The sequence below is a fragment of the Acinetobacter sp. AOR14_HL genome (assembly GCF_027855175.1).
GTDB classification, from domain to species: domain Bacteria; phylum Pseudomonadota; class Gammaproteobacteria; order Pseudomonadales; family Moraxellaceae; genus Acinetobacter; species Acinetobacter calcoaceticus.
Genome location: NZ_JAKTII010000006.1, coordinates 267,460 through 280,859 on the forward strand (window position 1 = coordinate 267,460; position 13,400 = coordinate 280,859).

Here is a 13,400-nt window from a genome sequence, read left to right on the forward strand (position 1 = left end):
CCCTATTTACAATAAACTTAACGCTATTACAGCTCGTTTAACGCCTTGAAGGAAGACTTATGGCTGATATACGGATTACCGGCAGAATGGTTAACTTTAGCAGGATAACCTTCGATACCAATGATCATGATGTGATCCGCCAGCAATTATCAAATATATTAAATGAAGGTTCCTATCAAGGAACTTTAGTAATTATTGACAGTACAGTTGAGCAAGAATTAATTGCATTGATTCAACTTCTGGTGAGCTTAGGTTTGCAACCTATGGCGGTAATCGATGGTATTTTAGGAGATGAAGCTCGCGCTATTCAATTCCCTGTTTTACCGGCAGATCAACCATTACAGCGTATTAAAGCCACAACCGAACAAGTCGCGATTGTAGAAAAACCGGCTACCGCTCCTGCCTCGTCTTCAGCAGAAACAAAAAAACCACTAAACAAGATAGCGGTTGCCCATATTACCTCTTATCATGATGAAATTTTGCGTACAGGCCAATCCCTCGTACAAGATAACGGCGATATTATTTTGAAAGCTGGCATGAATAGTGGTTCTGAAGTTATTGCATCAGGAAATATACATATTTATGGCACAGTTCGTGGTAGAGTCATTGCTGGTGCGGGCGGGCACGCAGCTGCACGCATTTTTTGCCAATCTTTAGAGGCTGAGCTCGTTTCCATTGCCGGAACGTATTGTGTCGCAGATGATATCCCTAAACATGTGGTAAAAAAGCCAGTACATATATATTTAAATGAAAAGCAAGAGCTTGAATTTGAAGCGATTGAACTTTAGTTTATTAAGTAAATCACCAAAAAACAGCCCTTTTAAGGGTGAATGACCATAATAGGAGTGGATTCGGTGGCCAAAATTGTTGTCGTAACATCAGGCAAAGGTGGTGTAGGTAAAACTACAACGAGCGCATCTTTTGCAACAGGTTTAGCCCTTCGTGGTCATAAAACTGTTGTGATTGATTTTGATGTAGGCTTACGTAACCTTGATTTGATTATGGGTTGTGAGCGTCGTGTTGTTTATGATTTTGTCAATGTTATTAACAACGAAGCACGTCTGCAGCAAGCCCTTATTCGTGATAAAGATATCGAAAACCTTTATATTTTACCGGCTTCACAAACACGTGATAAAGATGCGTTGAGCGACGAAGGTGTTGCTCGTGTTATTGATGAGCTATCTCAAGAATTTGATTACGTTATTTGTGACTCACCTGCGGGTATTGAACGTGGTGCGATTTTAGCCATGTATCATGCAGATGAAGCAATCATTGTAACGAACCCTGAAATCTCTTCAGTACGTGACTCTGACCGCATTATTGGTATGTTAGATAGCAAAACCAAAAAAGTTGAACAAAACGAAGGACGTATACGTAAACATTTATGTATTACTCGTTTTAACCCTGAACGTGCTGACCGTCAGGAAATGCTAACAATTGATGATATTTCTAAAGATATTCTACGCGTACCGACATTAGGTGTTATTCCAGAATGTCCAAGTGTATTACAAGCATCAAACGAGGGTAAGCCAGTAATTCTATATTCAGAAACTAAAGCTGGTCAGGGTTATGATGATTTGGTTGCACGCTTTCTTGGCGAAGACCGTCCTTATCGACACATCACAGCTCAACCTAAAGGCTGGTTAGCACGACTATTTGGAGCGTAGTTATGGCAGGATTCTGGAGTAAATTATTTAGCAGTGACGAAAAGCCATCAAGTGCTCAAACTGCAAAAGATCGTTTGAAAGTTATTGTTGCTTCTGAACAAGGTTTAGGCCGCCGTTTAAGCCAAGACAAGATTGATCAGATGAAGAAAGAAATCATGCAAGTGGTCAGTCGTTATGTAAGTGGTGTAGGTGAACAGCATATCCAAATGCAGGTTCGCTCTGAAGCAAATATCGAAATGTTAGAAATGAATATCAATTTACCTGAAGAACGATAATTCTATTTCTGACTATTCAATAAAACAGAATCAAGGCAAAATAACGCAAGTTATTTTGCCTTTTTTAAAACTGAGGAGATTGTCATGGCATTATCACAGCCAGCAACTTTCAATGAAGAATGGTCCGATGAGCGTGTTTTTGCCTACCTCAACCAACTTCCGCCAGCGGGTGTGAACGCAGATTTTCATGTGCTCTACCATGCATTCAAACATATGCGCCCAACAGACTATGAACGTCTTTTGACTCAATTTATTGCGGACGGACGCGATATTAATGCCAAAGACCCGGAAGGCCAACGCATCCATGATGTGATTGCCAAATTTCCGCGTCAATCGGCACCCTTTTTAGAAGTTCTAGCAAAGTTTGCTTAAAAATAAAAAGCCTCTTAAAGAGGCTTTTTTTTACCTAAATTTATCGATTACCAATCAGGAAAATACCAAACACCGTAAAAATACCGCCTGAAATACCATCAATCCATTTTGAAAAATTACGATAAGCTGATCTAAAACTCGGTAACGAAAAAATAAAAGTCACAAAGCAGAACCATAAAATCGTTTCAACCGTGACAATAATAAACAGTAACCAATGAACCTGATCAAGTTGAGGATTGGCTAAAAATAAAGAGAAAACACTACCAAAATAAATAACAGCTTTAGGATTTGATAGATTCGTTATAAGACCTTTAATAAAAAATAAGTAAGGTGCTTTGGGTAGCTCGACAGCAACAACATCTTCTTGTTGATTTTTTGAAAATGCTGAACGTAACATCTGATAGCCCAACCAACATAGATATAAGCCACCAGCAATGAGTAAACCTTGCTTTAACCAAGCCATTTTCTCAAAAATTAGATTTAATCCCATCAGTGCTAAACAAGCCCAAAACATAACACCTGCTGTTATGCCAGCAACCACTAACATAGCGTCTTTACGTGATCGACTAATCGCTGTTTGAGATACAAGGAAAAAATCAGGCCCTGGAGTAATAAGTGCACAAAAATGGATAAAAGCTAAAGTAATCAGAGCAAGTAACATGTTTTCCTCCAGATTTAATTCATTGTTATTTATTTAGGAAAAATACATTAGCATTTTTTACTATACGATAAAATCTTTAAGTCATTTTATGGAAGTGTTTATTTTTATTTAAATCATAAAAAAGCCTCCGAAGAGGCTTTTTAGCTATTTCATATTAAACCAATATATCTCGCTTACCATTAGGGCCCATTGCGCTCACAATGCCATTCTCTTCCATTTGGTCAATGATACGAGCAGCACGGTTATAGCCAAGGCTAAATTTACGCTGTAGTGACGATGTAGAAGCTTTACGAGTTTCTAAAACAAATGACACACATTGATCATAAAGTGCATCACGATCAGAACCACCCTCACCCTCGTCAAAACCACGTGAAGTCGGTTCTTCATCAAATGGAGTCAAGATTTCGTCGACATAGTCTGGTTCGCCACGTTCACGCCAAGCATCACATATGCGGTTTACTTCATCATCACTAATGAATGCACCATGCACACGCTCAGGCTCGATTTTACCAGGCCCCAAGAACAGCATATCACCATGGCCTAACAGATCTTCTGCACCACCTGCATCCAAAATCGTACGCGAGTCAATTTTACTGTTTACACGTAATGCTACACGCGTTGGAATATTGGCTTTAATCAAACCCGTGATCACATCAACAGATGGGCGTTGAGTTGCAAGTAATAGGTGAATACCAGCAGCACGAGATTTTTGCGCTAAACGCGTAATCATTTCTTCTGCTTTTTTACCCACCTGCATAATCATGTCGGCAAACTCATCTGCCACAATCACAATAGATGGTAACGGTGTTAAACGAGGCGCACGTTCTTGAGTTGCCGAGTCACTTGGTTTCCAAGTTGGATCAATTAGATCTTCCCCATTCGCAATTGCTTCTTCAACTTTACGGTTGTAGTCACTTAATTTACGAATTTTAAGAAATGACATCAGCTTATAGCGACGTTCCATCTCATTCACACACCAGTTTAATGCACTTACTGCATCTTTCATGTCAGTAACGACTGGAGTTAATAAATGTGGAATATCATTATAGTTTGCAAGTTCTAGCTGTTTTGGATCGATTAAAATCAAACGCAACTGGTCAGGTGTATATTTCAGCAACATCGATAAAATCATCGAGTTTACCGCAACCGATTTACCGGAGCCTGTTGTACCAGCAACTAACATGTGCGGTGCTTTCGCTAAATCAGTTAATACTGGATTACCTGAAATATCTTTACCCATTGCCATACTGATTAATGCGCTTGGATCTCGATAGGTTGGCGTTTCCAATAGCTCGATCAAACGTACCATTTCACGGGCACTGTTTGGCACTTCAATACCAATATATGGTTTACCCGGAATAACCTCTACCACACGTACAGAAGCCATCGACATTGAACGGGCTAAGTCACGTGAGATATTCGTTACCTTAGATGCTTTAACCCCCGGTGCCAAATCTAACTCAAAACGGGTGACTACTGGCCCTGGCTGAGCTTCAACCACTTGAGCCTTAACATTAAATTCTTGTAACTTAATTTCAAGTAATTCAGATAAGCGCGAAAGCTGCTCTTCAGTAAAGTTAACTTTCTTATTCGGATCAACCTTATCAAGCAGCTCAAGACCTGGCAAAGTTGGTAAATCCAAACGCTTCTTGGCAACCTGCATTGCACGAGACATTGGTCGACCAGCTGCATCTGTTAATGGCGCATCTAAATCGAAATCATCTTCATCAATATCAGGATTTTCCTGAGGTTTCCCAGCAGTTTCTTGCCATGCCTCAATAAACTCTTCTTTTGAAAGTTTATCGGCCTGAATATTCGTTTGAATAGGAGCTTTTACAAATGCTGAAGATTGCGCATAACTACTTGCTCTTACAGGTTCAGCGGGCGCAATATCTTCATCTATCAATAAGTCATCAAAATCTTCAAAAACTTGTTCATTTGCTAAATTTTTAGGTGACTGATTTACATTCGATAAAGGTGAAGAAGTTTCTTTCGCAATATTCACCGATTGCGAAGTAGGTTCTGCATCTACATGTTGCCCTTGAACAAATGGTGTATGCACATCTGTTGCAGTTTTGCTGTTTGGAACCGCAGCAAGTAATTCATCAAAAATCTCATCATCATTCCAATCAAGACCATGTAAATCTTGTTTAGGTGTAGGTTGAGTTTGATGAACTTGAGAAATTGTTTGCTGGAATTGCTCATGAGCAGGAGCTTGTTCTGTTGAATCATCAGCTGCTCTCAAAAGTGCATCAATTTCTTGCTTATGGCTCGCATCATCACGTTGTAAAGCCCGCCATACCTCACCCGTAGCAACTAAACGTTGACTGTCTTTTTCAAGCTTATGGGCTTGCTCAAGCGTATGCTCGAAGTTTTGAGTATTTGCAACTGGTGTATCAACTACAGGTTCAGGTCGGCTCTGCTCTTTTGCTAACACATCGGCAAATAAACGCTCAGCAACCGCATCATGTCGTGTTGCCGAAGATTGTGGTTGAGTACTTTCAGATTGGACTGATGCTACTTTCTCATTCGAAGCATTTGTCTCTGCATTTTCTGCAACTTTAACCGTGGCTGCTTTATTAGCAGGCTGAGTTGTTAAATCATAATCCGATTCGTTCGGTGATACGTTTTTATAAAATAAATCTTGTAAATAACTTGGCGTCGCTTTAAGGGTAATCCATGTTTTGCTCCATTGCACCCCAAATGCAAGAGTAAACAAGACCACTCCGAAAACCAGTAAAAATAAGGTCGCACCGTAAATTGTTAGCAATTGAGATAAGCTCTGACCTAACTCGTAACCAATAATTCCCCCCGCTGCATTATCTAAAGTATCAGCAGGCACATTCCAGTGTAAATAAAGTAGGCTAGACACAACCAGAATTAAAAAGAATTGTGCAGCATAACGAAATGGGCGGTTTAAAAAACTACGCGGCCACCACACCTGAATTGCTTCAATGAAAAGGAAAATTGGAATAAGCAAACTTGCCCATCCTAAAAAACCAAACAGCAAATCTGCAATCCATGCACCAGCAATACCACTTGCATTGGATACTTGCTGAGTATCACTGGAAATATGCATCCAGCCCGGGTCAAATGGTGTATATGTTACTGTTGCCAGAAACATATAAATGCCAAAAGAAACCAAGAATAATGTCATCAATAAGCGCTGTGCATAAACACTCGACACCGCAGTCATATACTGTCCTGTAACCCATTTAATTATTGGTTTAGAGATGTGAAGAACTACACTTAGATCTTCAACGAATGAACTTTATATTATGCACCTGTTCTTACAAAAAAGGTGCATGATTCTTTACAGTTGTTGTTAACATGAGCCACTTCTATATTGTTATATAACTTAATTCGATTGACCTGATCAATATTATCCACATTGATTTCACGCTATTGATCGACAAATTCACGTATAATTTTCAAAATTCTCGAAATAAATAAGGATACCCTCAATGAGTGCTCGTCATTCTCGGTTAATTATTCTCGGTTCTGGCCCTGCTGGTTATAGTGCAGCTGTCTATGCGGCACGTGCCAACCTTAAACCTACTTTAATTGCAGGTTTACAACTAGGTGGCCAACTTACAACAACAACCGAAGTTGACAACTGGCCGGGCGATCCTGAAGGTTTAACAGGTCCTGCATTAATGGATCGTATGCAAGCACATGCTGAACGCTTTGGTACAGAACTCGTCTATGACCATATTAACGAAGTGGACTTAAACGTACGTCCTTTTGTTCTTAAAGGTGATATGGAAGAGTACACATGTGATGCTTTGATTATTGCAACTGGTGCTACGGCTCAGTACCTTGGTCTAGAGTCTGAACAGAAATTTATGGGCCAAGGCGTAAGTGCCTGTGCAACATGTGATGGTTTCTTCTACAAAAATCAAAAAGTGATGGTTGTAGGTGGTGGTAACACTGCTGTTGAAGAAGCACTTTATTTATCAAATATTGCTGCACATGTAACGCTAGTACACCGCCGTGATAGTTTACGTTCTGAAAAGATTTTGCAAGATCATTTATTTGCCAAAGAAAAAGAAGGCAAAATCAGCATCATCTGGAATCATGAAGTTGAAGAAGTATTGGGTGACAATACTGGCGTAACAAGTGTTCGCCTTAAATCAACTCAAGATGACTCTAAGCAAGACGTAGAAGTTCATGGTCTATTCGTTGCAATCGGTCATAAACCGAACACTGCAATGTTTGATGGTCAATTAAACTTACGTGATGGCTATATTCAAGTGCAAAGCGGCACTTCAGGTAATGCAACAGCAACTTCTGTAGCTGGTGTTTTTGCTGCTGGTGACGTAGCTGACAGTATTTATCGTCAAGCCATTACTTCTGCTGGTTCAGGTTGTATGGCGGCACTTGATGCTGAAAAATATCTAGATAATCTCGGTTAATTCAATTAACACAAAAGACATTCAATGCTCTATTGAATGTCTTTTTTAATAGTGTTTTATTTCATCATATTTTCAAAATGGTCCAAATGCGTAAAACGTCCTGACCTCGTCTGATATTGGTCAATCTGAGGAACTAACCGTTGAAAGTGTTCAGACTGGACATGTCGATCTAATGCGGCTCGATCTACCCATTCTTCAATAAAAACAAAATGTCCTAAATTTTTTATATCATGATATAAATCGTACGCAATACATCCTTCTTCACATCTCGTTTTTTCAACAAGTTCTTGATAAAGCGGCAAAAAAAAATCAATTTTTTTAATATCAATAAAATCTTCTGCAATAAGTTTTAGCATTAAGCAAACCTTTTCTATTCGTTGATTCATGCTAAAGATGAACAATAAAAATTGTCAATGAAGCTCAGTTACGTTAATTTTGAATCATTCTATTTCATTTTATCTTCTATGCAGAAACTTCCACTTTCTCAATTCATTTTCCCTGACCCCATTGAATCTGATCCGGATGGTCATGGTTTAATTTGTATTGGTGCTGATCTCTCCCCTTCTACTCTCTATGAAGCGTACACCCATGGATTATTTCCGTGGTTTAATGAAGATGAGCCCATTTGTTGGTGGAGTCCCGAACCTCGTTGTGTTATCTACCCTCAAAATTACAAGCCGAGCAAGTCACTACTTAGAAATATGAAAAAATATGACTATGCGATTACGGTAAATCATGCCTTTGAAGAAGTTATTCGCTCATGTTCTCTACCAAGAAGTTATGCAGACGAAACATGGATTAGCGAAGATATTATTCAGGGCTACTGTGAGATGTTTAAAGCTGGCTATGGATATAGTGTGGAGGTTTGGGAACAAGATAAACTTGTTGGAGGTTTGTACGGCATTACGATTGGCAAAGGATGCTTCGGTGAGTCAATGTTTAGCAATGAAACTGATGTTTCAAAAATGGCTTTTTACACATTAATGCTGATTGGACAAGAAAATCAGCTCCCTTGGGTAGACTGCCAACTTGTAAATAGTCACTTAATTAGCTTGGGCGCTTGTACACTTTCTCGTCAAGACTACTTAAAATCGTTACAAGATGTAATTATTCACCCCTCTATCAATTGGAAAAAGTATCAAGAACGTGTATTTTCAAGTAAAACAATAGCATTAGATGCAAAATTAATGGAATGATAACAGGAGGGACCAATCATGAAATCATATCACCCGAAGTCCCTTTTAAATGATCTGCAGTATTATATTACTCCACCTCATGATTGCAGCTACCTAGAAAATAAATCGGCGCGCATGGTGTTTTTAGACCCTATTCATCGGATTGATGTGGTCACTCTTTCAGAACTTTCTCGTTTAGGATTTCGTCGTAGCGGTGACTTCGTTTATCGCCCTGAATGCCATTTATGCAGACAATGTTTGTCTTGTCGTGTTCCAGTTGCCGACTTCCAAATGAATGGAATGCAAAAAAAAGCATGGAAACGAAATCAAGACCTCACCATGACTATTTTGCCTACTCAGCAAGCGGCACAAATTCATTACGATTTATATGAACGCTATATTAATGAACGCCATGCTGATGGTGATATGTTTCCACCTAGCTTAGATCAGTTTGAAAAGTTTTTAGTACATAGTTGTACAGATAGCTTTTTTCTTGAGCTTTGGAAAGATAACCGTTTAATCAGTGTGTCTACCTGCGATCTAATGGATGATGGGCTATCTGCGGTTTATACTTTCTTCGACCCAGATGAGCACAGAAGATCACTTGGTGTGTACTCTATTCTTAACCAAATCGAATATGTCAAATCGCTTGGTTTAGAATATCTTTATTTAGGCTATTGGGTACCCCACTCAGCCAAAATGAATTATAAATCGCAATATACACCTTTAGAACTTCTATTAGATGGACAATGGCGCCGTTTAAACAGATCCTTATCACCAGAAGAAATTCAACAGTTAGGTACATCTCTGATGACAACATTACCTTCTGAATGGAATAATTTAATTATTAAATGATTTTAATCCTGTCTTTTTGTTAGGTCAGCAACTAGACAGGAGTTTTAAAACAACGATGCAAAATCGTCGGTACAGGTTTTCACCATAATGACCGCATGTTCACGCCCACCTTCTTGGGTAGGATAGTAATTACGACGTAGATCTATTTGGTGAAAACCTGTTTTCTCATACAGACCAATAGCTGCTTTATTACTTTCACGAACTTCTAAAAATATTTGTACTGGCTGATTTTTTAATTGTTCAATTGATGCATTTAATAACTCATACCCGAGACCTTGTCCTTGCATTTTAGGATCAACTGCCATGAGTAATAGATTCGCTTCATCTAGCACTGGCTGCAAAATACAAAACCCAACGACTCTATTTTGTGACTCAATGACTGTACATTGGTAGGAATTCAAAGATTCTACAAATTGCTGTCTTGACCATGGATGTGTTTGCACTGATTTTTCGATTTGTACAATAATATCAACATCAGTGTTTTGCATAGTACGAATCATGAGTTCCAACACAATCAGAGTTTTAAAGTAATGCGTATTATAAAAACTTCACAAGAAAAAACGAGCAAAAAAAAAGGACAATTAAATTGTCCTTTTTTATCGTTCTTTTTAGAGACCTAACTTTTCACGCCAAGTTGCCAGCAATGCTGTAGTGTCAGAATCATTTGGATGAAACTTTGGTCTTAAGAAATCAAGTAACTCTGGAATCTGACGAGTCATAAAACCTTTACGACCATACATGAACTTAAGCATGTATTTAGTATCTTTCCAAGTTAATTTTCCATCGGTTTTTAATAGCTTGGCAGTAAAATGCGTCTGCGTTGCAAAAATTAATGCCATTGCAATGATTAAAGCCGTTGAACGCATAAAATAAGCTTTTGGTCCTTGTCCATACATACTTGTATACACATCAAATGCCACAGCTTTATGCTCATTTTCTTCTACCGCATGCCACATCCACAAATGATACATCGTGTCATCTTGGAACATCGCTTGAATTTCAGGGTTTTGTAAAAGTTCAGCTGCAATGGTAGATGTGAAATGCTCTAAAGCACACGTTCCGGTCAAATCAATCATTTCTTTGGTATAACCAAAAGGTTTCATTAATTTGGTGACAACAGCTGTACCTACCTTAATGACAGTACCTGTCTGCTTTTCCATATGACGGACATCATACCCATAAGCTTGCGCTGAGGCATTAAAAGCAAGATGCTCTTTTGAATGCATAGCTTCTTGACCAATAAAAGCGCTAATTTCTTTTTGAAGATCGGGATCGGCAAGTTTTGGGTCATTTCGCACAGCACGCGTGCTATTTACAAAGAACTGCTCACCTTCTGGAAAAAGGGCCGATAATGCTGTCATAAAATGGGTTAATCCTGCATCATAATTTGCCCAATAACGAGGGACCTGAGCAAATTCAAAGTCCATACGACGAACAGGGAAACTAGCACCAGCACGATTGGAAATATTTACTTTAGCATTCATCTCAGACTCCTTTTAAGCGAATAGCTAATCCACTTATAACTTTATTTATTTTCTTAATATTTATAATCATACGTCTTTCAATGTGCCAATTAAGTGCAGATGAGGACAGAGAAATATCAGATGAGGTCATTCATAACCCCATAAAGGTGCATAGATCTGCTAATCGTTATTGTTAGTACTTAAAAAGAAAAAGGGCTACTATGAGCCCTTTCAAATCAACATAGATTTAAATTACAAACCTAATTTTGCTTTCCATGTTTTCAATAGGCCTACTGTATCCAAATCATTTGGATGAAAACCAGGCTTAAAGTAAGCTAGCATTTCTTTAGCCATACCAGTAATGATACCTTTCGATGGGCTATATCCATATTTATAAATTACTGATAGTTCACCTAGATTCAATTTTTTATCTTGCTTTAATAGACGAAGTACAAAAGAAGACTGAATCAAGAAAATTAAAGTCATCGCAAATACTAAAGAGCTTGTACGTAAAGCATAAGCTTTTACGCCCTTACCAAATACACCTTCGTACACGTCAAATGCTACGGCTTTATGCTCGTTCTCTTCGATAGCATGCCAATACCACATGGTTGACATGGTTTCATCTGTCATTAACTCTTGAATATGCTTATTGACTAATAACTGTGAAGCAATGGTAGCGGTAAAATGTTCAAGTGCTGTTGTAGCAGTCAAGTCAACCATTTCTTTAGTCATACCAAAAGGTTTGACAATTTTTACAAAAGCTTGAATTGCTGTTTGAATCGCTGTATCAGTAAACTTTTCTAACGCTTCAACGTCGTGACCAAACTTTTGAGCAGAGGCATTAAAATTCACATGCTCTTGAGTATGCATTGCTTCTTGCCCAATGAAAGCACTAATCTCTTTCTGAAGCGCTTCATCATCTTTAATAGATGGGTGATAACGTACTGCTCGTACACTATCAATAAAGAATTTTTCACCTGCCGGAAACAAGGCCGACAATGCTGTCATAAAGTGTGTTAGTCCAGCAGAACCATTCATCCAATATTCTGGTACATCATTAAAGTCAAAGTTCATACGACGTACAGGAAAGCTCGCCCCTGCACGATTAGTAATATTCACTTTAGCATTCATACCCAAAGCTCCTTAATAAGTAACCCAAGTTACTCAAACTTTATTGTTCGTTTTCTTGATTCTTATCATACAAATTTAATAAAAAGGATTAAGTGTAAATAAGGACATTGAAATATCAGTTAAGGCCAGCTTTTATAGTGATTGTTAGACAATTAAATATAAAAAAAGCGCTCTAAAAAGAGCGCTTTTTTTCACTGAAAGTGATTATGCAGTTACTTTCGCAACAACACCAGCACCTACAGTACGACCACCTTCACGGATCGCAAAACGTAGACCTGGGTCCATTGCGATTGGGTGGATTAATTCTACTGACATTTCAACGTTGTCGCCTGGCATAACCATTTCAACGCCGTCTTGTAATTGGATTGCGCCAGTTACGTCAGTTGTACGGAAGTAGAACTGTGGACGGTAACCGTTAAGGAATGGAGTATGACGACCACCTTCTTCTTTAGAAAGTACGTATACTTCTGCATCGAATTTAGTGTGCGGCTTGATTGTACCTGGTTTAGCAAGTACTTGACCACGTTGTACGTCTTCACGCTTAGTACCACGTAGAAGAACACCACAGTTCTCGCCTGCACGACCTTCGTCAAGCAATTTACGGAACATTTCTACGCCAGTAACTGTAGTTGTTTGAGTATCACGGATACCAACGATTTCAACTGATTCGCCTACTTTCACGATACCAGCTTCTACACGACCAGTTACTACTGTACCACGGCCAGAGATAGAGAATACGTCTTCGATTGGCATTAAGAATGCTTTGTCGATAGCACGTTCTGGTTCTGGAATGTAAGAGTCAAGCGCTTCAACAAGAGCAAGAACTGAAGACTCACCATATTGACCAGCATCGCCTTCCAACGCTTTAAGCGCAGAACCACGGATAACTGGAGTGTCATCACCTGGGAAGTCATAAGTAGAAAGAAGTTCACGAACTTCCATTTCTACTAATTCAAGTAATTCTTCATCATCAACAAGGTCACACTTGTTTAAGAATACGATGATGTAAGGTACACCAACCTGACGAGAAAGAAGGATGTGTTCACGAGTTTGTGGCATTGGACCATCAGTCGCAGCACATACAAGGATCGCGCCGTCCATCTGAGCAGCACCAGTAATCATGTTTTTAACATAATCGGCGTGGCCCGGGCAGTCTACGTGAGCATAGTGACGGATTGGAGAATCGTATTCTACGTGTGAAGTATTAATTGTAATACCACGTGCTTTTTCTTCAGGTGCTGAGTCGATTTGTGAGTAATCTTTCGCTTCACCGCCGTAAGTTTTTGCACAAATAGTTGCAATCGCAGCAGTTAAAGTTGTTTTACCATGGTCAACGTGACCGATTGTGCCCACGTTTACGTGTGGCTTATTACGTTCAAACTT

14 protein-coding genes are annotated in these 13,400 nt (G+C 39.0%); 7 read left to right on the top strand and 7 right to left on the bottom strand.

Annotated features, from left to right (window positions below):
- Positions 1 to 59: 59 nt before the first annotated feature.
- From minC to MKL38_RS08130, 4 genes are all read left to right on the top strand, one after another.
- Positions 60 to 788, top strand: coding sequence for a septum site-determining protein MinC (gene minC / locus MKL38_RS08115; RefSeq protein WP_004641649.1), 729 nt, complete (start codon positions 60 to 62; stop codon positions 786 to 788).
- Positions 789 to 854: 66 nt separating this feature from the next.
- Complete coding sequence (gene minD / locus MKL38_RS08120; protein ID WP_004641647.1) at positions 855 to 1,667, top strand: septum site-determining protein MinD; 813 nt, start codon at positions 855 to 857, stop codon at positions 1,665 to 1,667.
- Positions 1,668 to 1,669: 2 nt separating this feature from the next.
- Positions 1,670 to 1,942, top strand: a complete 273-nt coding sequence (gene minE / locus MKL38_RS08125; RefSeq protein WP_003653273.1) for a cell division topological specificity factor MinE — start codon at positions 1,670 to 1,672, stop codon at positions 1,940 to 1,942.
- An 84-nt stretch (positions 1,943 to 2,026) separates the two neighbouring features.
- Positions 2,027 to 2,314 (top strand): PA4642 family protein, encoded by a 288-nt coding sequence (locus MKL38_RS08130; protein WP_003653274.1) that lies wholly within the window; start codon positions 2,027 to 2,029, stop codon positions 2,312 to 2,314.
- 40 nt (positions 2,315 to 2,354) lie between these two features.
- Here MKL38_RS08130 and rhtC read toward each other — a convergent pair whose 3' ends face one another.
- A complete protein-coding gene (gene rhtC, locus MKL38_RS08135) occupies positions 2,355 to 2,975 on the bottom strand; it encodes a threonine export protein RhtC (protein WP_004641642.1) in 621 nt (206 codons plus the stop codon).
- A 154-nt stretch (positions 2,976 to 3,129) separates the two neighbouring features.
- Positions 3,130 to 6,171, bottom strand: coding sequence for a DNA translocase FtsK (locus tag MKL38_RS08140; RefSeq protein ID WP_270903018.1), 3,042 nt, complete (start codon positions 6,169 to 6,171; stop codon positions 3,130 to 3,132).
- A gap of 268 nt (positions 6,172 to 6,439) precedes the next feature.
- On the opposite strand from MKL38_RS08140, the gene trxB reads away from it, so the two are divergent.
- Positions 6,440 to 7,390: a thioredoxin-disulfide reductase gene (trxB, locus tag MKL38_RS08145; RefSeq protein WP_056478355.1), complete on the top strand. Its 951-nt coding sequence runs from the start codon at positions 6,440 to 6,442 to the stop codon at positions 7,388 to 7,390.
- Between the two features lie 56 nt (positions 7,391 to 7,446).
- Here the strand turns inward: trxB and MKL38_RS08150 are convergent, their stop codons facing one another.
- Positions 7,447 to 7,746, bottom strand: coding sequence for a putative quinol monooxygenase (locus MKL38_RS08150; RefSeq protein WP_270903019.1), 300 nt, complete (start codon positions 7,744 to 7,746; stop codon positions 7,447 to 7,449).
- A 108-nt stretch (positions 7,747 to 7,854) separates the two neighbouring features.
- On the opposite strand from MKL38_RS08150, the gene aat reads away from it, so the two are divergent.
- Together aat and MKL38_RS08160 are read left to right on the top strand one after the other, a co-directional pair.
- On the top strand, positions 7,855 to 8,586 hold the full coding sequence (aat, locus tag MKL38_RS08155) for a leucyl/phenylalanyl-tRNA--protein transferase (protein WP_205470144.1): 732 nt from the start codon (positions 7,855 to 7,857) through the stop codon (positions 8,584 to 8,586).
- A gap of 18 nt (positions 8,587 to 8,604) precedes the next feature.
- Positions 8,605 to 9,420, top strand: coding sequence for an arginyltransferase (locus MKL38_RS08160; RefSeq protein WP_004641630.1), 816 nt, complete (start codon positions 8,605 to 8,607; stop codon positions 9,418 to 9,420).
- A gap of 44 nt (positions 9,421 to 9,464) precedes the next feature.
- On the opposite strand, the gene rimI is transcribed toward MKL38_RS08160, so the two are convergent.
- From rimI to tuf, 4 genes are all read right to left on the bottom strand, one after another.
- Positions 9,465 to 9,920, bottom strand: a complete 456-nt coding sequence (rimI, locus tag MKL38_RS08165; RefSeq protein ID WP_270903020.1) for a ribosomal protein S18-alanine N-acetyltransferase — start codon at positions 9,918 to 9,920, stop codon at positions 9,465 to 9,467.
- Positions 9,921 to 10,028: 108 nt separating this feature from the next.
- The gene (locus MKL38_RS08170) at positions 10,029 to 10,904 is read right to left on the bottom strand and encodes a metal-dependent hydrolase (RefSeq protein ID WP_151744828.1); all 876 of its coding nucleotides are present in this window, start codon (positions 10,902 to 10,904) and stop codon (positions 10,029 to 10,031) included.
- A gap of 231 nt (positions 10,905 to 11,135) precedes the next feature.
- The gene (locus MKL38_RS08175) at positions 11,136 to 12,017 is read right to left on the bottom strand and encodes a metal-dependent hydrolase (RefSeq protein ID WP_151744827.1); all 882 of its coding nucleotides are present in this window, start codon (positions 12,015 to 12,017) and stop codon (positions 11,136 to 11,138) included.
- 204 nt (positions 12,018 to 12,221) lie between these two features.
- On the bottom strand, positions 12,222 to 13,400 hold a 1,179-nt coding region (gene tuf / locus MKL38_RS08180), incomplete at its 5' end, for an elongation factor Tu (RefSeq protein WP_215901186.1).